26 protein-coding genes and 1 pseudogene are annotated in these 19059 nt (G+C 38.3%); 13 read left to right on the top strand and 14 right to left on the bottom strand.

What is annotated here, in order from left to right; genetic code table 11:
• Window positions 1–31: 31 nt before the first annotated feature.
• The 3 genes from MOC86_RS09435 to MOC86_RS09425 all read left to right on the top strand — a co-directional run bounded on the left by MOC86_RS09435 (window position 32) and on the right by MOC86_RS09425 (window position 1795).
• Window positions 32–400 (top strand): response regulator, encoded by a 369-nt coding sequence (locus tag MOC86_RS09435; protein WP_268583931.1) that lies wholly within the window; start codon window positions 32–34, stop codon window positions 398–400.
• Between the two features lie 214 nt (window positions 401–614).
• Entirely contained in the window at window positions 615–1187 is a 573-nt protein-coding gene (locus MOC86_RS09430) for a DUF2179 domain-containing protein (RefSeq protein WP_019392040.1), read from the top strand.
• Between the two features lie 119 nt (window positions 1188–1306).
• Entirely contained in the window at window positions 1307–1795 is a 489-nt protein-coding gene (locus tag MOC86_RS09425) for a CcdC family protein (RefSeq protein ID WP_019392041.1), read from the top strand.
• Between the two features lie 34 nt (window positions 1796–1829).
• Here MOC86_RS09425 and MOC86_RS09420 read toward each other — a convergent pair whose 3' ends face one another.
• Window positions 1830–2258 (bottom strand): DUF2621 family protein, encoded by a 429-nt coding sequence (locus MOC86_RS09420; RefSeq protein WP_268583930.1) that lies wholly within the window; start codon window positions 2256–2258, stop codon window positions 1830–1832.
• A 120-nt stretch (window positions 2259–2378) separates the two neighbouring features.
• On the opposite strand from MOC86_RS09420, the gene MOC86_RS09415 reads away from it, so the two are divergent.
• A complete protein-coding gene (locus MOC86_RS09415; RefSeq protein ID WP_268583929.1) occupies window positions 2379–2537 on the top strand; it encodes a hypothetical protein in 159 nt (52 codons plus the stop codon).
• Window positions 2538–2566: 29 nt separating this feature from the next.
• Here the strand turns inward: MOC86_RS09415 and MOC86_RS09410 are convergent, their stop codons facing one another.
• Window positions 2567–2962 (bottom strand): Hsp20/alpha crystallin family protein, encoded by a 396-nt coding sequence (locus MOC86_RS09410; protein WP_268583928.1) that lies wholly within the window; start codon window positions 2960–2962, stop codon window positions 2567–2569.
• A 102-nt stretch (window positions 2963–3064) separates the two neighbouring features.
• Complete coding sequence (locus MOC86_RS09405) at window positions 3065–3208, bottom strand: small acid-soluble spore protein P (RefSeq protein WP_019392045.1); 144 nt, start codon at window positions 3206–3208, stop codon at window positions 3065–3067.
• A gap of 99 nt (window positions 3209–3307) precedes the next feature.
• Here MOC86_RS09405 and MOC86_RS09400 point away from each other — a divergent pair, with 99 nt between their 5' ends.
• From MOC86_RS09400 to MOC86_RS09370, 7 genes are all read left to right on the top strand, one after another.
• Window positions 3308–3457, top strand: coding sequence for a hypothetical protein (locus tag MOC86_RS09400; protein ID WP_268583927.1), 150 nt, complete (start codon window positions 3308–3310; stop codon window positions 3455–3457).
• Between the two features lie 141 nt (window positions 3458–3598).
• Entirely contained in the window at window positions 3599–6319 is a 2721-nt protein-coding gene (gene acnA, locus MOC86_RS09395) for an aconitate hydratase AcnA (RefSeq protein WP_268583926.1), read from the top strand.
• A gap of 147 nt (window positions 6320–6466) precedes the next feature.
• On the top strand, window positions 6467–7027 hold the full coding sequence (locus MOC86_RS09390; protein WP_268583925.1) for a TlpA family protein disulfide reductase: 561 nt from the start codon (window positions 6467–6469) through the stop codon (window positions 7025–7027).
• An 83-nt stretch (window positions 7028–7110) separates the two neighbouring features.
• On the top strand, window positions 7111–7242 hold the full coding sequence (locus MOC86_RS09385; protein ID WP_019392049.1) for an FbpB family small basic protein: 132 nt from the start codon (window positions 7111–7113) through the stop codon (window positions 7240–7242).
• A gap of 56 nt (window positions 7243–7298) precedes the next feature.
• A complete protein-coding gene (locus MOC86_RS09380) occupies window positions 7299–7442 on the top strand; it encodes an acid-soluble spore protein N (protein WP_019392050.1) in 144 nt (47 codons plus the stop codon).
• Between the two features lie 85 nt (window positions 7443–7527).
• Window positions 7528–7761 carry a small acid-soluble spore protein Tlp gene (gene tlp, locus MOC86_RS09375; protein WP_268583924.1) on the top strand — a complete coding sequence of 78 codons (234 nt, stop codon included), beginning with the start codon at window positions 7528–7530 and terminating at the stop codon, window positions 7759–7761.
• Between the two features lie 96 nt (window positions 7762–7857).
• Window positions 7858–8277 carry an acyl-CoA thioesterase gene (locus tag MOC86_RS09370; RefSeq protein WP_268583923.1) on the top strand — a complete coding sequence of 140 codons (420 nt, stop codon included), beginning with the start codon at window positions 7858–7860 and terminating at the stop codon, window positions 8275–8277.
• A 24-nt stretch (window positions 8278–8301) separates the two neighbouring features.
• On the opposite strand, the gene MOC86_RS09365 is transcribed toward MOC86_RS09370, so the two are convergent.
• From MOC86_RS09365 to MOC86_RS09335, 7 genes and pseudogenes are all read right to left on the bottom strand, one after another.
• Window positions 8302–8592 (bottom strand): HesB/YadR/YfhF family protein, encoded by a 291-nt coding sequence (locus MOC86_RS09365; protein WP_040056535.1) that lies wholly within the window; start codon window positions 8590–8592, stop codon window positions 8302–8304.
• 144 nt (window positions 8593–8736) lie between these two features.
• Window positions 8737–10176 (bottom strand): annotated as a pseudogene (locus MOC86_RS09360) (cryptochrome/photolyase family protein).
• A gap of 84 nt (window positions 10177–10260) precedes the next feature.
• On the bottom strand, window positions 10261–10608 hold the full coding sequence (locus tag MOC86_RS09355; RefSeq protein ID WP_268583922.1) for a MaoC/PaaZ C-terminal domain-containing protein: 348 nt from the start codon (window positions 10606–10608) through the stop codon (window positions 10261–10263).
• Window positions 10605–10991: an FAS1-like dehydratase domain-containing protein gene (locus MOC86_RS09350; RefSeq protein WP_268583921.1), complete on the bottom strand. Its 387-nt coding sequence runs from the start codon at window positions 10989–10991 to the stop codon at window positions 10605–10607. The genes MOC86_RS09355 and MOC86_RS09350 overlap by 4 nt, the downstream gene beginning before the upstream one ends.
• Window positions 10988–12079 carry an acetyl-CoA C-acyltransferase gene (locus tag MOC86_RS09345; RefSeq protein WP_268583920.1) on the bottom strand — a complete coding sequence of 364 codons (1092 nt, stop codon included), beginning with the start codon at window positions 12077–12079 and terminating at the stop codon, window positions 10988–10990. Before MOC86_RS09345 ends, MOC86_RS09350 begins: the two co-directional genes overlap by 4 nt.
• The gene (locus tag MOC86_RS09340; protein WP_268583919.1) at window positions 12076–13515 is read right to left on the bottom strand and encodes an AMP-binding protein; all 1440 of its coding nucleotides are present in this window, start codon (window positions 13513–13515) and stop codon (window positions 12076–12078) included. The genes MOC86_RS09345 and MOC86_RS09340 overlap by 4 nt, the downstream gene beginning before the upstream one ends.
• A gap of 28 nt (window positions 13516–13543) precedes the next feature.
• Window positions 13544–14107 (bottom strand): biotin transporter BioY, encoded by a 564-nt coding sequence (locus MOC86_RS09335; protein WP_268583918.1) that lies wholly within the window; start codon window positions 14105–14107, stop codon window positions 13544–13546.
• A 174-nt stretch (window positions 14108–14281) separates the two neighbouring features.
• Between MOC86_RS09335 and MOC86_RS09330 the strand changes: the two genes are divergently transcribed.
• A complete protein-coding gene (locus tag MOC86_RS09330; protein ID WP_243518668.1) occupies window positions 14282–14983 on the top strand; it encodes a copper homeostasis protein CutC in 702 nt (233 codons plus the stop codon).
• A 39-nt stretch (window positions 14984–15022) separates the two neighbouring features.
• Window positions 15023–15340 carry a thioredoxin family protein gene (locus MOC86_RS09325; protein ID WP_268583917.1) on the top strand — a complete coding sequence of 106 codons (318 nt, stop codon included), beginning with the start codon at window positions 15023–15025 and terminating at the stop codon, window positions 15338–15340.
• 29 nt (window positions 15341–15369) lie between these two features.
• Here the strand turns inward: MOC86_RS09325 and MOC86_RS09320 are convergent, their stop codons facing one another.
• Genes MOC86_RS09320 through MOC86_RS09305 form a run of 4 tightly spaced genes read right to left on the bottom strand, consistent with a single transcriptional unit; the run spans window position 15370 to window position 19056 of the window.
• Window positions 15370–16176 (bottom strand): alpha/beta hydrolase, encoded by an 807-nt coding sequence (locus MOC86_RS09320; protein ID WP_268583916.1) that lies wholly within the window; start codon window positions 16174–16176, stop codon window positions 15370–15372.
• A 19-nt stretch (window positions 16177–16195) separates the two neighbouring features.
• On the bottom strand, window positions 16196–17023 hold the full coding sequence (locus MOC86_RS09315) for an ABC transporter ATP-binding protein (RefSeq protein WP_268583915.1): 828 nt from the start codon (window positions 17021–17023) through the stop codon (window positions 16196–16198).
• Between the two features lie 10 nt (window positions 17024–17033).
• Window positions 17034–18056, bottom strand: coding sequence for a FecCD family ABC transporter permease (locus tag MOC86_RS09310; protein ID WP_268583914.1), 1023 nt, complete (start codon window positions 18054–18056; stop codon window positions 17034–17036).
• The gene (locus MOC86_RS09305; RefSeq protein ID WP_268583913.1) at window positions 18049–19056 is read right to left on the bottom strand and encodes a FecCD family ABC transporter permease; all 1008 of its coding nucleotides are present in this window, start codon (window positions 19054–19056) and stop codon (window positions 18049–18051) included. The genes MOC86_RS09310 and MOC86_RS09305 overlap by 8 nt, the downstream gene beginning before the upstream one ends.
• Window positions 19057–19059: the final 3 nt, after the last annotated feature.

The raw sequence follows: 19059 nt of genomic DNA, 5'->3' as shown, positions 1-19059 counted from the left end.
ATGTACAAGGATTTTTTAGGAGGCTACAAGAGTGGCAAGTGTTCTCATCGTGGATGATTCCCAATTTATTCGGCAAACTCTTGCACAGATTTTACAAACAAGCGAATATGAAGTCGTAGGAGAAGCAGTGACAGGGACAGAAGCCGTTGCCAAGTATCGACTTCTTCGCCCTGACTTTGTGATTATGGATGTGACAATGCCTGAAATGGATGGAATTCAAGCATTAAAACGTATACATAGTGAATTTCAGGATGCACAAATTGTGATGTGCTCAACTGTTAGTCAGCAGAGGATGATGGTCAAAGCAATTGAATCTGGCGCTAAAGATTTCATCGTCAAACCATTTCATAAAACAACAGTACTTGATACAGTTCATCGGTTGTTTCGAAAACCTGTTTAACAGATGTTAAATAGGTTTTTTTTACGCGTTTCTTCATTTTTTAACATGTGACGCAATCCCTTGAAAGACAAGGGATTGACAGGTCTTGAGTCTCTAAAAAAAAATAATAAAAAAAATTATGAAAAAGTCTATTTCCAACGAAGAACTTGAGTGGTAAAATAATATCGATTCAATGGATAATTGAAGATCTTAAAGGTACGAAGAGGTGGGTCTTTTGAAAGAGATTATCTTGATTTTGCTGCTGCAGCTTGTGTATGTTCCTGTTTTAACATTAAGGACGCTTCTGCTTGTTAAAGGGATGAGTACGTATGCTTCAGTTTTCGGTTTTTTGGAAGCTCTTATTTATGTTTTTGGATTATCCCTTGTTTTTAGTGGTGATCAAAGTACAGCTGCGATGGTTGTATACGCAGTAGGCTTTGGTGTTGGAATCTTAATTGGAAGCTATGTTGAAAATCGTCTAGCAATTGGCTTTACAACATTTATTGTGAATTTGGACAATAAAAATGAAGAGCTTATTGCACGTCTTCGCCAAGAAGGATTTGGTGTAACGGTCTTTGAAGGTGAAGGAAGAGACAGCGTACGCTACCAGCTTGAAATTCTAACAAAGCGAAATCGAGAAGTCGAACTTTTTCGTCTTATTGAGGAGTATGACGCGCGTGCTTTTATTATTTCTTACGAGCCGCGTAAATTTAAAGGTGGCTTCCTTTTAAAAAGCCTAAAGAAACAAAAGGTGAAAAAGAATGCTGTAACGCCAGAAGGAAGTTCTCCAACTTCGCCACATCCTTAATATAAGGACACAAGCAAAAGAAAGATCTTCTTTCAAATAAAAAAGGTGTCCCACTTCTTTTTTAACGTTATATTGGTTATACTAGAAGTATAACTTTATCGAAAAAAGGAAGGATTATAATGGTCAATACAGTTACGATCTTTTCAGCGATAATTGCAACATTAATGGCTCTTACTGTTATTGTGGTACGGATTAAAGCCTCAAAGAAACCAACAAATGCTAAAAAAATTATCCTGCCGCCATTTTTTATGAGCACAGGAGCACTTATGTTTATTGATCCGTTTTTTCGAGTTTCTCTATCTGAGTTTTTAGAAGCTATTCTTTTAGGTATGCTCTTTTCTATTTTACTTATCAAAACATCAAAATTCGAAATACGAGATGAAGCTATTTATTTGAAACGATCTAAAGCTTTTGCGCTTATCCTTATTACTCTTTTAATTGTAAGAATCGGTCTTAAATCATATTTAAGCATGTCCATTGATATTGGACAGCTTAGCGGCATGTTCTGGATTTTGGCCTTTGGTATGATTGTGCCTTGGCGCATTGCGATGTATCGTTCGTACCGTAAGTTAGAGCAAGAAATGTTCAATAAAACAAAAATGGTATAAAAGAAAAGCGGCCGATTGGCCGCTTTTTATATTCTTACGTGAAAAATTGCTGATATTGGGCGAGGTCGATTTCTTTTTCTTTTAACTTTTTGCGAAGAAATTTATGGTCGCGTTTTGGTGTTGCGATGATGTAGCCTTCAATGATAATATCATCTGTCAGTTCCTTTACTCGGCGTTTGAAAGCAAGATGTCCTATACTTCCAGCAATCTTGTTGCGAGCTACATCACGAAATAGCTCTGGAACAGGTTCAATAAGCTCTTCAAGCAGCTGTTTTTGTTCTTTGCTCCATAGTTGTCGAGTTTGTTTAATATAGTAGTCTTCCCAGTCTAGATCGCTCATACCATCTTCTTTTGGGAGGCGCTTTAAAAACTTGCGAAACATAAAAAAACCGCCGATTGCAAATAGGCCAAAAAGTATGATCACCCAAAAAAGAATAAACCATAAAAACCACCCTGACAGCATATGATCACCCTTTATTTATAAGTTATCTCTATTTTACTTCATGAAAACAGGATTTTCCATGATTGATTCTATCGAAAAAAACGATTATGCTACATATGAAATGAAAGATGAGGTGATATAATGTTTGCATTCTTAACAGCACTTGGGTTTTTGGGCCTCATTTTATACGCTACAACGTTTATGTATGGAGTGTTTAAAAAAGAGAAAAAAAAGAAGTCACCGCTTCTTATTAGCTTTCTTTTGATGATTATCGGTTTAATCGGACTTCAGTTAACGTAAAAAGGGGACGTTAAGCAACACGTCCCTTTTTAGCGGCTAGTAATAGGGATATGAGAAGAGAGGGTAAAAGCAGTACGAGTTTTAGCTATAAAAATTTCTAAAATAGATTTATGAAAAACAGCGCGAATTTCTCGCTCCTGTAAGCTGAAGGGGAAATCGATAATTTGTTCTATCTTTTGCTCATTTGAAAGAGAATGAAAAGCTGAAAGCTTAAGCGCATCTTCCTCTAGCAGAAGGGAAATATCCTCTCGTTCATAACCAATAAGTTCGGCTTCAATAATATAGTTTTGCTCTGTTTCAAAAAGATCAATACGGGCATAGTTTTGTTCAGCATAATGCAAAAAAGGGTGTGAAAACACATAATCTACCCATGCATTAAAATCGTCGCTAAGCTCACTTTCATTGTGAGCGTTTTCCTTTTTCATTATTCTTCCTCCACCATTGTATTCTTCCTCGTACAGTGTATTCTGCAAGGGAATAAATGGTGTGTAAAAAGAGAACAGGATACCAAAAGGTATCCTGTTTTTTTACATGTCATGATGACTGTGTTGTTTTTGACGCGAGTGCTGTCTGTTTTTTACTTTATGTGAGCCGCTCAATGGAGCAGGCTGACCGGGGTTATCGCCTTTTGGTGCGTTTTTTCGAATATCTTTACCGTTGTTTTTGTTCATTGTGGGCCTTCCTTTCTCTTGTAAAGGATGAGCAGAACTGCTCTCTTATAGAATGAGAAAATGAAGAAGTTTTATGTATGGGAAAAGGAGACAATAGACGTGGGGAGTTTGGTAAATGATAATAAAAAAGAACGTTTTCTTTTCTTTTTTTCGGGAAAGGGAGAAAAGACTGAAATTCTAGAAAAAGGAAAAAGTAATCATAAAAAAACAAACCATTATAAATTATTAGATAAAATTGTAGAAAAGTAAACTTAATAATAAGTAAAACTTATAACAACTAATAACATTCTTTTTATTTACTTATGTATGAGGTTATATTAAGATAAGTTTGAGAGAAGTTTTACAAGGTGGAAAAGTCTGTTGATACATATTACTTAAGGGGGTAATCGAATGAGCAAAGATTTATTCAATGCACGTTCATCATTTACTGTAGATGGAAAAACATATCATTACTATCGTTTGCAAGCGCTTGAAGAAGCAGGAGCAGGAAAAGTTTCAAAACTTCCGTACTCTGTGAAGGTCCTTCTAGAATCAGTTCTTCGCCAAGCAGACGGACGCGTAATTACAAAAGAACACGTAGAGAATTTAGCAAAATGGGGCACATCAGATATTAAAGACATAGATGTTCCATTCAAGCCTTCTCGCGTTATTCTACAAGACTTTACAGGTGTTCCAGCCGTTGTTGACCTTGCATCTTTACGTAAAGCAATGGCAGATATGGGTGGAGATCCTGATAAAATTAACCCTGAAATCCCAGTTGACCTTGTTGTTGACCATTCTGTTCAAGTTGATAAAGCAGGAAGCGAAGATGCACTTCGTTTTAATATGAACCTTGAGTTCGAACGTAATGCAGAGCGCTATAACTTCCTTAACTGGGCACAGAAAGCATTTAACAACTATCGTGCAGTTCCACCAGCAACAGGGATTGTTCACCAAGTAAATTTAGAATATTTAGCAAACGTTGTGCAAGCTGTTGAAAATGAGGATGGAGAAGTTGAAACATTCCCAGACACGCTTGTTGGAACAGATTCACATACAACAATGATTAATGGTATCGGTGTTCTAGGATGGGGCGTTGGTGGTATTGAAGCTGAAGCAGGTATGCTTGGTCAACCATCTTACTTCCCAGTACCAGAAGTTATCGGTGTTAAATTAACAGGAGCACTTCCAAACGGAACAACAGCAACAGACTTAGCGTTAAAAGTAACACAAGTACTTCGTCAAAAAGGTGTTGTTGGAAAGTTTGTTGAATTCTTTGGCCCTGGTATTAAAGCTCTACCGCTTGCAGACCGTGCAACAATTGCCAATATGGCACCTGAGTATGGAGCAACATGTGGATTCTTCCCTGTTGATGAAGAGTCACTAAATTACATGCGTCTAACAGGTCGTAAAGAAGAACAAATCAAACTTGTTGAAGAGTACTGTAAGAAAAATGGCCTCTTCTATACAGAAGGTACGCCAGATCCAGCGTTCACATCCGTTGTTGAGATCGACTTAAGTGAAATCGAAGCTAACTTGTCTGGACCAAAACGTCCACAAGACTTAATTCCACTTTCTCAAATGAAAGATGAATTTAATAAAGCACTTGTTGCACCAGCTGGAAACCAAGGATTCGGCTTAGAAGCAACAGAGAAAAATAAAGAAGTAACAGTGAAATTTAACGATGGCCGTGAAACAACGATGAAAACAGGCGCAATTGCGATTGCTGCAATTACGAGCTGTACAAATACATCAAATCCATACGTACTTGTTGCAGCAGGTCTTGTTGCTAAGAAAGCCGTTGAAAAAGGTCTTATCGTTCCTGAGTATGTGAAAACATCACTAGCACCAGGATCAAAAGTTGTAACAGGTTATCTTGAAGAAGCAGGTCTTCTTCCATACCTTGAGAAAATCGGTTTCAACGTTGTAGGCTATGGCTGTACAACATGTATCGGAAACTCTGGTCCACTTGAGCAAGAAATCGAAGAAGCAGTAGCTAAGAGCGATCTTCTTGTAACGTCTGTTCTTTCAGGTAACCGTAACTTTGAAGGACGTATTCACCCGCTTGTAAAAGGAAACTATTTAGCATCTCCACCGCTTGTTGTAGCATATGCACTAGCTGGAACGGTTGATGTTGATCTTCAAACAGATTCATTTGGAAAAGATAAAGATGGAAATGAAATCTACTTCAAAGATATCTGGCCATCTATGGCAGAAGTTGATGAAGTTGTGAAAAATAACGTAACACCAGAATTATTCCGCAAGCAATATGAGCGCGTGTTCGATGATAATGAACGTTGGAACGACATTAAAACAAGTGAAGAACCTCTTTACACTTGGAATGATGATTCAACATACATTCAAAACCCACCGTTCTTTGAAGGATTAACACAAGACATTGAAGAAGTAAAACCACTTGTTGGTCTTCGTGCAGTTGGTAAATTTGGAGATTCTGTAACAACAGACCACATTTCACCAGCAGGTTCAATTGCAAAAGAATCACCAGCAGGTCGCTATCTTCTAAACAACGATGTTGAAATTCGTGATTTCAACTCATATGGATCTCGTCGTGGTAACCACGAAGTGATGATGCGCGGTACATTCGCTAACATCCGTATTCGTAACCAGCTTGCTCCAGGCACTGAAGGCGGTTATACAACATACTGGCCAACAGGCGAAACAATGTCTATCTATGATGCGTGCATGCGCTATAAAGAAGACAACACATCGCTTATCGTAATGGGTGGAAAAGACTATGGAATGGGAAGCTCTCGTGACTGGGCTGCTAAAGGAACAAATCTTCTTGGCATTAAAACAGTTATTGCAGAAAGCTTCGAGCGTATTCACCGTAGCAACCTTGTTCTTATGGGCGTGCTTCCTCTTCAATTTAAAGAAGGCGACAGCGCTGATAAGCTAGGTTTAACAGGAAAAGAAACGTTTAACATTGCGATTGATGAAAATGTAAAACCACGTGACTTCGTCAAAGTAACAGCAACAGATGAAACTGGTAAAGTTACAGAGTTTGATGCACTTGTTCGCTTTGATAGTGAAGTGGAAATTGATTACTATCGTCACGGCGGTATCTTACAAATGGTACTTCGCGACAAGCTTCAATCTAAATCAATGGCATAATGTTTTGAAAGAAGGATTCTTTAGAGAATCCTTCTTTTTTTATGGATGAAAAAAGGAACAAGAGAAAGAAAAAGCGAAGTTTTATAAAAAGTATGGATTAAAAAACACATGCATATATACATAATATTGAGAAAGAAGGTGAGAGACTTGTGGAGAAAAGGATTAGCTGTTGTATTATTGCTTATTATGATTGGTTATACAGGATGGCAAATGATACAGCCAAAAGAAAATAAAGCAAACGGTTCATATGAGAATGGAAATGTTGAAAATAACCAAACCTCAATGGGGATTGAAGAAGGGAAAATGGCTCCATCTTTTACACTCTCTTCTCTAAGCGGAGAGGAGATCGCACTAGAGCACTTAAAAGGAAAAAAAGTGATTCTTAATTTCTGGGCAACATGGTGTCCACCTTGCAAAAAAGAAATGCCTGAAATGCAAAAAATAAGCAAGGCACATGGAGAGGAAGTTGAAATCCTAGCGATCAACTCAACAGACAACGAAAAAAGTGTGAAAAGTGTGGAAGATTTTATTGAAGAAGGAGGATATACTTTTACTGCTTTACTTGATCCAGAAGGGGAAGTGAACGGAAACTTGTATAAAACTGTGGCATTCCCAACCTCTTATTTCATTAATGAAGAAGGCAAAATTGTTAAACGTATCAATGGACAGCTCACTGAAAAAGAGATGCTCCAATTTATTAACAGTTAAAAAGTCTGAAGATTTGTATGAGTCGCGTTTTTCTGGGGATAATGAAAATACAAAGAATCTTAGGAAATGGAAGGAAGAGAAAAATGCGAAAAGTTAGAAAACGTTCATTTACACAGCTTTTACATGAAAACAAGCAGGCGCTATTAAACGATAAGGAAGCATTGGATAAATTGGAAGAGCGTCTTGAAGCACGTATGAGTCGGGAAGAAGGATAAATACGTACATAGTTTTCTCTCGTCTTGGTTATAGTAAAAGGCGAGGGGGGAAAACTATGAGCAATCCGAAACGACATAGCCAGCACTTTGTTCCAAGTCACATTGGTACACAACCTCGTGCTGCAGGTGGAAACAAAGGAAAAAAGATGCAAGATAAATCAGGCAAACACGCCCAAGTGATGCAAACAAAAGGCGAATAACCAACATAAATGGGATATCTCCCATGCTCATCATAAAACAGTTTCTTCAACTACCATTGTTATTCATCAAAGGAGGAAATGAAAAATGGCATGGCAACAACCAAATCCAGATGATCGTAGTGATAACGTAGAAAGACTTCAAGAAGCAATTAACAACACAGTTGAAAACATGTGCAAAGCAGAAGATGCTCTTGAACATGCTTCTGAAAAGGACCGTGCTGATATTGAAGCGAAAAATCATCGTCGAGAAGAAAGCCTTACAGCGATGCGTAATGAAGTAAAAGAAGAAGCCGCTGACCGCGAAAACGGCTATTCGTAAAAGAGAAAGGCTGCGTAATGCAGCCTTTCTTTTTTTATTCAAAAAGAAACATATGATAAAATAAAAGAGAAAACTTAGAAGATAGAAGGGAAAATTATGATTTTATCCAAAAAAGATATTGAAGTACGCTATGCTGAAACAGATCAAATGGGCATTGTATATCATGCAAACTATGTAATATGGATGGAAATTGGGCGCACCGCATTGATTGAAGAGCTTGGATTTCGCTATGCAGATATGGAGAAGGATGGGATTCTTTCGCCTGTGCTAGAAATTAATGCTCAATATAAAAAGCCCGTTAAATATGGAGAAATAGCTTCTGTACATACATGGATTGAAGAATATGATGGAGTGCGAGTAACATACGGGTATGAAATCTATAATGGTAACGGTGATTTATCTGTTATTGGCTATAGTAAACATGCGTGTGTAAAAAAAGAAAACTTTCGCCCAGTTTCAATGCGAAAGTATTTTCCAACGTGGCATGAAGCTTATTTAAAAGCAAAAAAAGCGTAGAAGAATATTCTTCTACGCTTTTTCTTATTTGTTGTAGTGAAATAGAGGTTCTTCCCCTTGTTCATCAAGTGTAACTGATACATCATGCTCATCAAAGAACCAGAGATCTTCATCTTCGATAAAGAAAGTAATTCCATTTTGTTCGTCAGAAGCGCCAATTTTAAGCGGGTCGTCTGATTTCACGCCAAGGGAAAATCCTTTTTGAACAGTGCTGCAGCCACCATAGCGTACGAAAAAGCGAACTTTACTTCCGTTATCGATATGTAAAGCTTCCTTGTACCAGTTTGCTGCCTCTTCTGAAACAGTCAATTTCATGCTAATCAACTCCCTTTCTTAGCTCTTCTCCCTTTCTTCATTATAAGAGAAATAAAAGAGAATGAAAAGGAATTGATCGTTTTTTAATAAAACGTTGTTCTAAAAAATATATAATAAATTTTCCTGGAGTCTTTATAGATCATACTATGAAGATTTTACTCCATCATAACGTTGGAGTGCACGTTCACGAGCTTCTTTATGGTCAACAATTGGATGAGGGTAGTCTTTTCCAAGTTCAATATAAGCTTCTTTTAAAACTTCAGCAGGTGCTTCCCAAGGCTTATGAAGATAGTGCTTTGGAAGGTGCTTAAGCTCTGGTATCCATTTCTTTACGTAATCGCCCTCTTTGTCAAAACGCTCGCCTTGAACAGTTGGATTAAAAATGCGAAAGTATGGTGCAGCATCAGCGCCGCTTCCACCAGCCCGTTGCCACCCAAATGTATTATTCGCAAGATCTGCATCTACAAGCGTATCCCAAAACCACTTTTCCCCTTCTTTTCAATGAATAAGAAGGTGCTTAACTAAAAAAGAACCAACAATCATACGGACTCGATTGTGCATATAACCTGTTGCCCAAAGTTCCCGCATTCCTGCATCAACGAGCGGGTACCCTGTCTTTCCTCGCTTCCACGCTTTATACTGGTTTTCTGACTTTTCCCATGCAAATTTTTTGAAACGTTCATTTAACGGTTCTTTTACAGAATGGGGGAAGTGATATAGAACATGATACGAAAATTCTCGCCAAATAAGCTGTTTAATAAAACTTTCTGCTTGCTCAGGAAACTTGTTATTTTGAGTTTCATCTATTTTTCGAAGAAGATAGTGATATAGGGAACGAACAGAAACTTGACCAAAGGCTAAGTAGGGGGAAAGCTCTGAAACATAGCGATTCCCAGGGAAATCTCGTCCATTGTCATAATTCAATATGCGCTTTTTTAAGAAACGTTCTAAAACATGATGAGCTCCTTGTTCTGTTGGATTCCATGTTTCTTGTATGGTTTGATCCCAGCGAACAGTAGGAGTAAGCGCTAATTCTTCAATTTCTATACTGTCCAACGAAACACCTGGAATAGACAGAGAAGAAAGTTTTTTAACAGGAGCTTGTACAGGCCTCTTTCGAAAAGATTTGTAATAAGGGGTGTACACTTTATATGGTTCACCACTCTTATTTAAGTTTCCCCAAGGTGGAAGAAGAAGGTGAGATTCAAATGTTTCCACTGTAAAGTGCTCCGTTTTTAACTCTTTTACAAGCTTAACGTCATTTTTTAAGATGTCAGGCTCGTAGCGACGATGAAAATAAAGAGCATTAGCCCTCGTTTTTTGAATCACTTTTTGGAGCTCTTCTTTTGTATTTCCTTTCCGGACAATAAGTGTTGCTCCAAGGTCTTCAAGCTGCTTTTTAAAATCTTTTAATGCATGATGCAGCCACTACTTACTTGCTGCACCTCTTTGGTGACTTCCTTCATATTGCTCATCATGAATATAGAGCGGAACAACAAGACCTCGCTTGGCTCCTTCGCTTAATGCCTGATGATCTATTGTTCGGAAGTCTTGTCGTATCCAAACAATGGTTATGTTAGTCATTGTTCTGCTCCTTTCTGTATTATGTTAGTAAAAGTACCGTGTTTAGAAAGGATGAACAACTTTCAATGTGTTTCCTTTGTAATCTTATAAAGAAGAAAATGAAATGTTTCCTTTAACAATGTTTTCGCCTTCACATACCCCTTTTATGTGTAATGTTTCTCCTTTTTCCTCTACAGTTAAAGAAATGGACTGTCCTATATATATAGGAGAAAGAAAGGTCATGTTATACTGCTTGACGTATGAGCGTTTTGGGATGGAAGAAGACAGAGCAGCCATTACTTTCCCCATCGAAAGCATGCCATGCCCAATTCGGTCTTTGAACCCATACTTTTTTGCTTCTTCTTTGTTCATATGAATTGGATTATAATCAGAAGATACCTTTGCATAGTTGTTGATATCTTCTTCGCTTACAAAAATGGTATAAGTTTTCATTCTCTTTCTCCTTTGATTAGAGTTGAGGAACATGTTGCAACTTGATTTCCCTTTTCGTTAAAAATAGTAAGTTTTTGTTCGTAAAAAATATAGCCGTGTCGTCTTTTCACTTCTTTAAAGGTATATTCGCACATGTAGTTTGTATCGATGTATAGCGGTTGATTATAGTCAAAAGATTGTGTTCGATGAACGACTCCATGGAATAATTCTTCTTTCGGTTTAAGAAATAAAAAAGGCATAGAAGGAGGGAGGGGGATCGAGGCAAAACCATGTTGTTTGGCTTCCTCTTCAGAAAAATAGATACCCTCTTTTTCGTTAACTGAGTTAGCATACTCTTGAACATCTTGCTTTGTTATCAGAATCGAAAATTTATCATTGATCATTTTATCACCTCAAATAATATAGAGAGTCCAAGTCCGCCAGCAATTCCAGCTGAAGCTATTGCATAGCGGGCATCTCTTTTTTGCCCTTCATAAAAAAGGCAAGTAGCAAGCATGGCACCTGATGCTCCATACGGATGACCGAGGGCAATCGCTCCGCCTCTTACATTAAGACGTTCTATTGGAATGTGAAGTTCGCGAGCGCATGCCACAACTTTAGAAGAAAAAGCTTCATTAATTTCAAATAAATCAATATCATGAACAGTTAAATTTTGTTCGTCAAGCAGTTTACGTATTGCTTTAATGGGTGCTTCTCCAGGGAAGTGAGGATGCACGCCAACTGAAGTGGTACCGAGTATTTTAAGTCCTCTGTACATGTTAAGTTCTTTCGCTCGTTCACCTTCCATCACAACGGTAACACAGCTGCCATCACTAATGCCTGCACAGTTTGCTGCTGTAACTGTTCCATCATGTAAAAAAGAAGGAGCTGCGCGCGAAAAGAGTCGCTCACTAGGTGGTTTACGAGTTAATGTTTCATCACGATCAATCCCAAAGAGAGGGAGGATTTCCTCTTTTAAACTACCGTTGTGAAGAGCTTCATACGTCCTCGTATAGCTGATGCGAGCATACTCATCTTGCTTAGCACGTGTAATGCCGTATTTTTGAGCCACATATTCTGCAGCAAGGCCCATATCAGGATCACCAATTTCATCAGGAGAGAATCTCGCTCTTTTTTTGTAGGAAGAGGTGCTTGTACTTTCTGAACCTCCCGCTAAGTAGCATGTTCCACTGCCGCTTTTAATCAAAGCAGCTGAGAGGCGAATAGCCTCAAGACCACCTCCGCATTGGCGATCAAGCGTTAAGCCAGGGATACTTGGGGAAAGCCCCCCTTGCAAAAGAGAAAGGCGAGCAAGGTTTCCGCCTGGGCCAATGGTATGAGCTAAAATGACTTCATCAATTGTTCCAGGAACACAGCGCGATAGCTCGTAAAGGAGAGGAGCTGTTAATTCTTCTACATTTTTTGTCTTAAAGACGCCATTTTGACGCCCAATTGGCGTTCGTTTTGCTTGAACAATTAAGGCTTCCTTCACTGTATTTCCTCCGTTTCTAGGTGTTTTTTTAACGCTTGCCGAGCAATCTTTCCACTTGATGTATACGGGAGTTCCTTCACAAATCGCCATAACCTTGGTACTTTGTACGAGGAAAGGTGCTTTCGTACAAAGGAAGAAAGTTCTCTTTTTGAAGCATTTCCTACAATAAAAGCAAGTGGTTTTTGTCCCCAATAAGCGTCAGTTACCCCAATGACTGCTGCTTCTTGTACATTTTCATGTTTCTTTAATATTTCTTCAATTTCTTCAGGAAAAATATTTAAGCCGCCATAAAGAATCATATTATGCTTTCGTCCAATAATGTAGAGAAAGCCTTGTTCATCAAGATAGCCCATATCATCAACGGTCATCCACTCATCAGGAGAGTCCATTTCGTCTCCATTTAAATAGCCAAGAAAACGCAGCTCGCTTTTTACGTAAACAGTTCCAATTTCACAAGGAGGGAGCATTTCTCCTTTGTCACCGACAATTTTAATAGAAACATGCTGACAAGGTGTCCCAACAGAAGAAGCACGTTTTCGATTTTCATTATTCAACACAGAAACAAAGCTAAGTTCAGATGCTCCGTAAAATTCGTAATGCTTCATAAAAGGAAAAAGGGCAAGAGCTTTTTGACGCGTGGATGGTTCCCATTTTGCGCCTGAAGAGAGCATTTTAAAGGAGGAATTCACTTTTTCTCCTTTAGAAAGCAGTGCCTCAATCATTGTTGGAACACTGTATACGGTTGTTATATTTTTGGATTTTAGGAGAGAGAGAACAGCAGAAGAAGAAAATCTCTCCATAAGATGGACGGTTCCTCCGAGAAAGAGCGTGCTAATAGCTCCATACAAAAATAAAGAATGAACAAGAGGCCCTGGTACAAGCACACATTCTTCACTATGCATATGAAAATCCGTTTTGTTGCAATCAAAGCTTTTTACCCATGACTTCTGTGAACGTAGAAAAGCTTTTGGTTTTCCTGTTGAACCTGATGTGAATCCCATATAGAAAGGGGAATGTGGGTCAACAGAGAGAACAGGAGAAGGTAACGTTTTCTCTACATCTATTTTCCAATCCTCTACTAAGGTGAATTTCTTTGTAAAAGAGAGTTTCCTAGAAAGAGAGGAGGAAGTTAGTAAAACGTGTGGAGAAGAAAGAGAAAGACGTTCTTCTAGTTCCATTGGTGATGAACGGGGATCAAGCGGGATAGCTGTCCATCCCGCTCTTGATGCCCCAGTGAATATTTGTAAAAATTCTAGACTGTTTTGGAGCAAAAAGGCTACTTTTAAAGGTTTCTTTGAATAGTTTTGAAACCAGCCTGCTGTTTTTTGAATTAAGTTGTTCCACTCTTTATAAGAAAGGGTTTCTTTCGCTGTAACAAGGGCAGGACGAAGTGGATTGCTGTCTGCATATTTTTCGTATGTACTTGTAATATTCATGATTATTCCACCTTTAAAAACGAGCACTCTACGATGCTTTAGATGTTGGTATTTTTAACTTTGGTCGTAATACTCGCGCTAGCTTTAAAATAAAAAAGGAAGCAGCAGCTGCCTTAATAAGGTCGCCAGGTAAATAAACAACGCTAAGCTTTAGTGCATGAAGAAAAGATATATTCATAAAAGCGGCCTGTACGGGAATACCAACTGCATAAGTAGTCAAAATACCTCCTACTATTGTAGCACTAAAAATGTTTAAAAAATTCTGTTTCTTTATTGTTTTATGTACAATAAAACCAGTAACAAAGGCAGCAAGTGGGTAGCTTAATACAAATCCTCCGCTTGGACCAACAAAAACACTAAATCCGCCTCGTCCACCTGTTAAAAGCGGCATGCCTGCTGCAATTAGAAGAAGAAAAAGTCCTTGACTTAAAGCGCCAAGCCGCGCTCCAAGTAGTCCTCCAGAAAGCATAACAACAAAGTTTTGTAGCACAATAGGAACAGGTGTAAAAGATAACATAATAGGTGGAAAAAGACCAAATACGCCCATAATGGCTGCCATCATACTAACAAAAGCAAGTTCTTTTGTTTTCATTATTCGAAAACCCCCTCAATGTATTTGTTAAGAGTTTATAAGAAAAATGGTTTTTATGTCAACTTATTTTTAATTTTAGTTTACGTAAAAAAGAGAAAGACCTAGCAAAAAGGACTCTTTTCGTTGAGAGAAAGATAGGGTAGTGTAAAAGAAATTCAGGAGGAGGTGGCTGTTGTGTTATTAGAAATTGCGGTAACAACAGTGGAAGATGCGCTTATTGCTCAAGAGAATGGTGCAGATCGAATGGTTGTCATGTCGTCTGTTGGAAATGAAGGTGTAACGCCAAGCTTTGGCCTTGTTGAGGAAATTAAGAAATTTTCATTTGTTCCACTAAGCGTTCTTATTCAACCACATTGTCAAACATATGCGTATAACAAGTATGATGTAAAAACAATGTGTCGCGACATTGAAATGATGAAGGAATTAAAAGTAGAAGGAGTATCTTTTGGATGCTTAACAAAAGAAGGAGAAATTGACAAACAGATGTTAGAGCTTCTCTTATATAGAGCAAGAGGGATGCATGTTTCTTTTCACAATGCCTTTGATTTTATAAGAGATCAAGGGGAAGCTTTGGAGCTTCTTGCCCAATATAAAGAAGTAAAAAGCGTATGGACATCAGGGCGTGAGCGAACAGCTTTAAATGGTCTTCCACATATTAAAAGGCTTTTAAAGAAAAGCAATCGTCCACATTTAACGGCTTGCCGAGGGTTAAAACCTGAAAATTTAAAGGCTTTTTTAGATGTTACAGATGTTGAGGAAGTTCACTTGTTTTCAGGTGTTCGAGAATCTTGTCATGTGAGAAAACCAATCAGTGCAAAAAGTGTTGCAAAAGCAAAAGAAATTGTTGAATGGATAAACAAAAAACGTGAAAAATGAGTAAAGGGATTTTATAATGAGTAGTGGGAGGTGTAGAGTATGAAGAAATTAACATCAAAAGAAGAGTTTCAGCAAGCTATTGCAGGTGATGAAATAAGCGTTGGGATTTTTACAACAACGTGGTGCCCAGACTGCAAGCGCCTTGATATGTTTATCGACGATATCATTAATAAACACGACGATAAAAAGTGGTTTACCGTTGATCGTGATGAGCTTGAAGAAGTGGCAGATGAAAACCAAGTAATGGGTATTCCATCACTTCTTGTATATCGAAACGGAGAAAAAACGGCGCATCTACATAGCGCTAATGCTAAAACTCCAGAATCTGTCGAAGAATTTTTGGAGTCTGTAAAATAAGAAAAAGAGAGGCATAATCCTCTCTTTTTTTATGTGCGAAGTGATATAAACCGCAAAGACTGACTTAATACGGCTAGAACAACAGACATATGGTTTTCTCCTTTTGCTTCGACAAAAGAAAAGGAAAAAGAGCTGCTGTTTATCGCTGAAAATCGTTTTGCAAGATCTTGTGCGTCTGTGACCATATGGTCTTTTTCTTCTGAACCAATGCTCACAAATAGCTTTTTATGTAAAGTCTCATTGTGGAGGTTTTTTCTAAACTCTTCTTCTTTTGCTAAGATAGCGCGCTCGTTCCACCAAAGGGAAGGGCTGCTTGCAATATAAGCGCTAAAAAGAGAAGGCTTTGTGTAAAGCGAATAAAGAGCAAAGAGTCCACCAAGTGAATGACCAAAAAGTGCTTCGTTTTCAATATCAATCCGATAGTGTTCTAGAAGCTGTGGCTTCAGTGTTTCCTCTAGAAAAGCTAGAAAAGTATCTGCTCCTCCTGTTTCAGACCATTGTTCGCCGTTTGGTTTCTTCGGTAACTTAAGAGAAGAAGAGGGGGGAGTGAAGTCATAGCATCTTCTCTCAGAAACAAAGTCTTCACGTCTAGCGTCCCCAATGCCAACTACAATCATAGGTAAAACATTCGTTTTTGCAGAACGTCTTGCTTGAAGTCTAACAGCATCACGAAATGTTCTAAAAAAAGCATTGCCATCAAGAACATATAAAACAGGAAATCCTTGCTGTGGAGGAGGTGTATTAGGGACATAAACAGAAATTTGATATGAAACTCCTTCTTTAGAATGAAGGTCGAAAGAGTCTTCGTTGTGATTGACAGACTGAATAGAAATCATCTTTTTTCTCCTCTCATTATTAGTTTGTGATATATACTTTTTCAAATGATTTTTCTTGTTTTTTTCCAATGCTATCGTATCCAAAGCAAACAGGTGCGCCATTATACGGATCAATCATAATGCGTGCTTCAATTTCAAAGACTTCGCGCAGCACATCTTCGATAATAATATCTCGCGGTGCGCCTTTTTGAATGATTTCTCCGTTTTTCATAGCCACAATATGATGAGAAAAACGAGCTGCATGGTTGATATCATGAAGAACCATCACAATTGTGCGCATCTTATCCCTATTTAGATTTTCTACAATTTCTAATACCTCAAGCTGGTGGGCCATATCGAGATATGTTGTTGGCTCATCAAGAAGAAGCACTTCTGTTTCTTGCGCAAGTGCCATTGCAAGCCATACTTTTTGGCGCTGACCTCCTGATAGTTGCCCAATTTCACGATGTTTAAAAGAAGAGGTTCTCGTCACTTCCAGAGCCCAGTTGATCATTTCTTTATCATAAGAAGAGAGTTTGTTTTTATTTGTGCGATGTGGATAACGACCATATGACACAAGTTCTTCTACTTTCAACTCGCTTGGTGAAGTTGGTGTTTGAGGAAGAAGCGCTAAATTTTTAGCAATTTGTTTTGTTGGCATCTTGTTTAGATTTTGACCCTGTAAATACACGTTTCCATGTTTCTGTTTTAAAATACGACCCATTGTCTTAAGCAACGTTGATTTTCCACAGCCGTTTGGACCAATAATAGTAGTGATTTCTCCTTTTGGGATTGTTACATTAAGATCTGTAAACACTGAGAACTTTTCATAGCTTGCAGCTAGATTTTCCGTTCGTAAAATACTCATTTTATTCCTCCTATGCTTTTGCTTTTGAAAGTAAGTAGAGAAAATAAGGAACACCAATAATCGATAACACGATACCAACCGGAAGCTCAAGCGGTTGAAAAATGGTTTTTCCAATATAATCAGAAAGTAAAACAAGCAGCATTCCAATTCCGCCACAAACAGGAATAACGTGTCTATGGTGAACGCCAACAAGCCTTCTTGCAATATGTGGAGACAAAAGGCCAACAAAAGCAATGCTTCCTGAGACAGCTACACATGCACTAACAATCCCAATACTTCCTAATAGTAAAAGTACCTTCTCTTTTTCAACTGAAACACCAAGGCTTTTGATACTTGATTCTTCAAGCTGGAAGAGATCGAGCAAATGAGCTTTTCGATATAAAAGAGGGATAAGAATGAGCAGCCAAGGCACAACAGACAGAACATAGTGCCAGTTAGCATCGTAAATACTTCCGGAAAGCCAGACTGTTGCCATTTCAAAATCAGAGGAGTTCATTTTAAGAGAAAGATAGAGAGAAAGAGCTCCAAACCCTGAGCTAATCGCAATTCCTGTTAAAATTAGCCTTCCTGTATCAATTCGTCCGTTTTGCCATGAAAATATGAAAATTACGAAGGCGGCTAAAAGGCCTCCACAAAGTCCAAAAATCGGCATAATCATGAGGGAAAAGAAGCCGGCATTAGCTATTTGACCTTGAAAGAAAAACATAAATAGAACAATTGCTGTTCCAGCTCCTGAATTAATTCCAAGTATCCCTGAGTCTGCTAGTCCGTTGCGCGTTACCCCTTGAATAACGGCTCCTGCAATTCCTAATCCTAAACCAACTAATCCAGCAATTAAAATCCGTGGAAGTCTAAAATCAAATATAACAAGATCGTATTTAGGATCCTCATTGATGCGTAAAAGCGTTTCTACTACGTTTCGTACCGTCATTTCGAACGCTCCGCTTGTTAAGCTAAAATACCCTGTTGTTAAGATTAATAGCAACAGAATGATAATTGTAAGCGTATAGCGTTGCCATGAATCTTTAGGCATTTTTTTCGCCCCCTTTCTTTTTCACAAGATATAGAAAGAAAGGAATGCCAATAAGGGATGTAACAACTCCAATAGGTGTTTCAAAAGGATAGTTTACAAAACGACTTATCACATCACAAAGAGCAAGAAAAACGGCTCCAATAGCTCCCGCACAAGGAATGAGCCATTTATAATCAATCCCAACTAAAAAACGGGTCATGTGAGGGATAATAAGGCCAACAAAGCCAATCTTTCCAACAAGTGCAACAGTTGTACCGGTTAAAATTACAACTGCTAAAATTGCTAGTGTTTTAATCAATCCTGTACGTTCTCCTAAATTAGTAGACACTTCATCACCGAGTGAAAGAATTGTGACAGATTTAGAGATAAAAAGAGCAAGGAAGATTCCGATAATCCCAGCCGGTACAGAAAGAGTTAAAACGTCCATATCGACACTATGAAGCTTCGCATTGTACCAAAAGCTTATATTTTGGGACACTTGAAAATAAGAGGCAATAGCAGAAGAGATGCCGCTTAAAAATGTTCCAATGACCGTTCCGATGATGGCAAGACGAATTGGAGACAAGCCGTTTGGAACAAGAGACCCAAAACCAAGGACAAGTGCTGCACCAAGAGCAGACCCTGCGATTGAGTAGAGAATCATTGTTGTTGAACTTAAGTTTGGAGAGACAACCATCAAAATTGTAATTACAAAAGCAGATCCATCTGAAACCCCCATAATAGAAGGAGAGGCAAGGTAATTTCGTGTGATTCCTTGCATAAGTGCTCCTGATATAGCTAGAAAAGCCCCGACAAGCAGGGCTGCTAGCACTCTCGGCAAACGAGAGGTGAGAATAACATTGTGATCAACATTCGATGGGTCATAATGCATGAAAGCATTCCAAACGCTAAGAATACTAATGTCTTTTGCTCCATATAAAATGGATAATAGAATCGTAGCAATTACAAGAAATGGAGTGCTACATAAAATTAGAATAGGAATAGCGCTTGTTTTTAGCATATG

The organism is Priestia endophytica (assembly GCF_026790145.1).
Lineage (GTDB): Bacteria > Bacillota > Bacilli > Bacillales > Bacillaceae_H > Bacillus_I > Bacillus_I endophytica_A.
Note: the sequence above shows the minus strand (reverse complement) of the source record. Positions and strands in the feature narration are given on the sequence as shown.

What these genes read in the sequence shown, in the direction of transcription:
- MOC86_RS09425 (WP_019392041.1), top strand. Translation starts at nt 1,307, where the DNA reads ATGGTCAATACAGTTACGATCTTTTCAGCGATAATTGCAACATTAATG.
- MOC86_RS09420 (WP_268583930.1), bottom strand. Translation starts at nt 2,258, where the DNA reads ATGCTGTCAGGGTGGTTTTTATGGTTTATTCTTTTTTGGGTGATCATA.
- MOC86_RS09415 (WP_268583929.1), top strand. Translation starts at nt 2,379, where the DNA reads ATGTTTGCATTCTTAACAGCACTTGGGTTTTTGGGCCTCATTTTATAC.
- MOC86_RS09410 (WP_268583928.1), bottom strand. Translation starts at nt 2,962, where the DNA reads ATGAAAAAGGAAAACGCTCACAATGAAAGTGAGCTTAGCGACGATTTT.
- MOC86_RS09405 (WP_019392045.1), bottom strand. Translation starts at nt 3,208, where the DNA reads ATGAACAAAAACAACGGTAAAGATATTCGAAAAAACGCACCAAAAGGC.
- acnA (WP_268583926.1), top strand. Translation starts at nt 3,599, where the DNA reads ATGAGCAAAGATTTATTCAATGCACGTTCATCATTTACTGTAGATGGA.
- MOC86_RS09385 (WP_019392049.1), top strand. Translation starts at nt 7,111, where the DNA reads ATGCGAAAAGTTAGAAAACGTTCATTTACACAGCTTTTACATGAAAAC.
- MOC86_RS09380 (WP_019392050.1), top strand. Translation starts at nt 7,299, where the DNA reads ATGAGCAATCCGAAACGACATAGCCAGCACTTTGTTCCAAGTCACATT.
- tlp (WP_268583924.1), top strand. Translation starts at nt 7,528, where the DNA reads ATGGCATGGCAACAACCAAATCCAGATGATCGTAGTGATAACGTAGAA.
- MOC86_RS09370 (WP_268583923.1), top strand. Translation starts at nt 7,858, where the DNA reads ATGATTTTATCCAAAAAAGATATTGAAGTACGCTATGCTGAAACAGAT.
- MOC86_RS09365 (WP_040056535.1), bottom strand. Translation starts at nt 8,592, where the DNA reads ATGAAATTGACTGTTTCAGAAGAGGCAGCAAACTGGTACAAGGAAGCT.
- MOC86_RS09355 (WP_268583922.1), bottom strand. Translation starts at nt 10,608, where the DNA reads ATGAAAACTTATACCATTTTTGTAAGCGAAGAAGATATCAACAACTAT.
- MOC86_RS09350 (WP_268583921.1), bottom strand. Translation starts at nt 10,991, where the DNA reads ATGATCAATGATAAATTTTCGATTCTGATAACAAAGCAAGATGTTCAA.
- MOC86_RS09340 (WP_268583919.1), bottom strand. Translation starts at nt 13,515, where the DNA reads ATGAATATTACAAGTACATACGAAAAATATGCAGACAGCAATCCACTT.
- MOC86_RS09335 (WP_268583918.1), bottom strand. Translation starts at nt 14,107, where the DNA reads ATGAAAACAAAAGAACTTGCTTTTGTTAGTATGATGGCAGCCATTATG.
- MOC86_RS09325 (WP_268583917.1), top strand. Translation starts at nt 15,023, where the DNA reads ATGAAGAAATTAACATCAAAAGAAGAGTTTCAGCAAGCTATTGCAGGT.
- MOC86_RS09320 (WP_268583916.1), bottom strand. Translation starts at nt 16,176, where the DNA reads ATGATTTCTATTCAGTCTGTCAATCACAACGAAGACTCTTTCGACCTT.
- MOC86_RS09315 (WP_268583915.1), bottom strand. Translation starts at nt 17,023, where the DNA reads ATGAGTATTTTACGAACGGAAAATCTAGCTGCAAGCTATGAAAAGTTC.
- MOC86_RS09310 (WP_268583914.1), bottom strand. Translation starts at nt 18,056, where the DNA reads ATGCCTAAAGATTCATGGCAACGCTATACGCTTACAATTATCATTCTG.
- MOC86_RS09305 (WP_268583913.1), bottom strand. Translation starts at nt 19,056, where the DNA reads ATGCTAAAAACAAGCGCTATTCCTATTCTAATTTTATGTAGCACTCCA.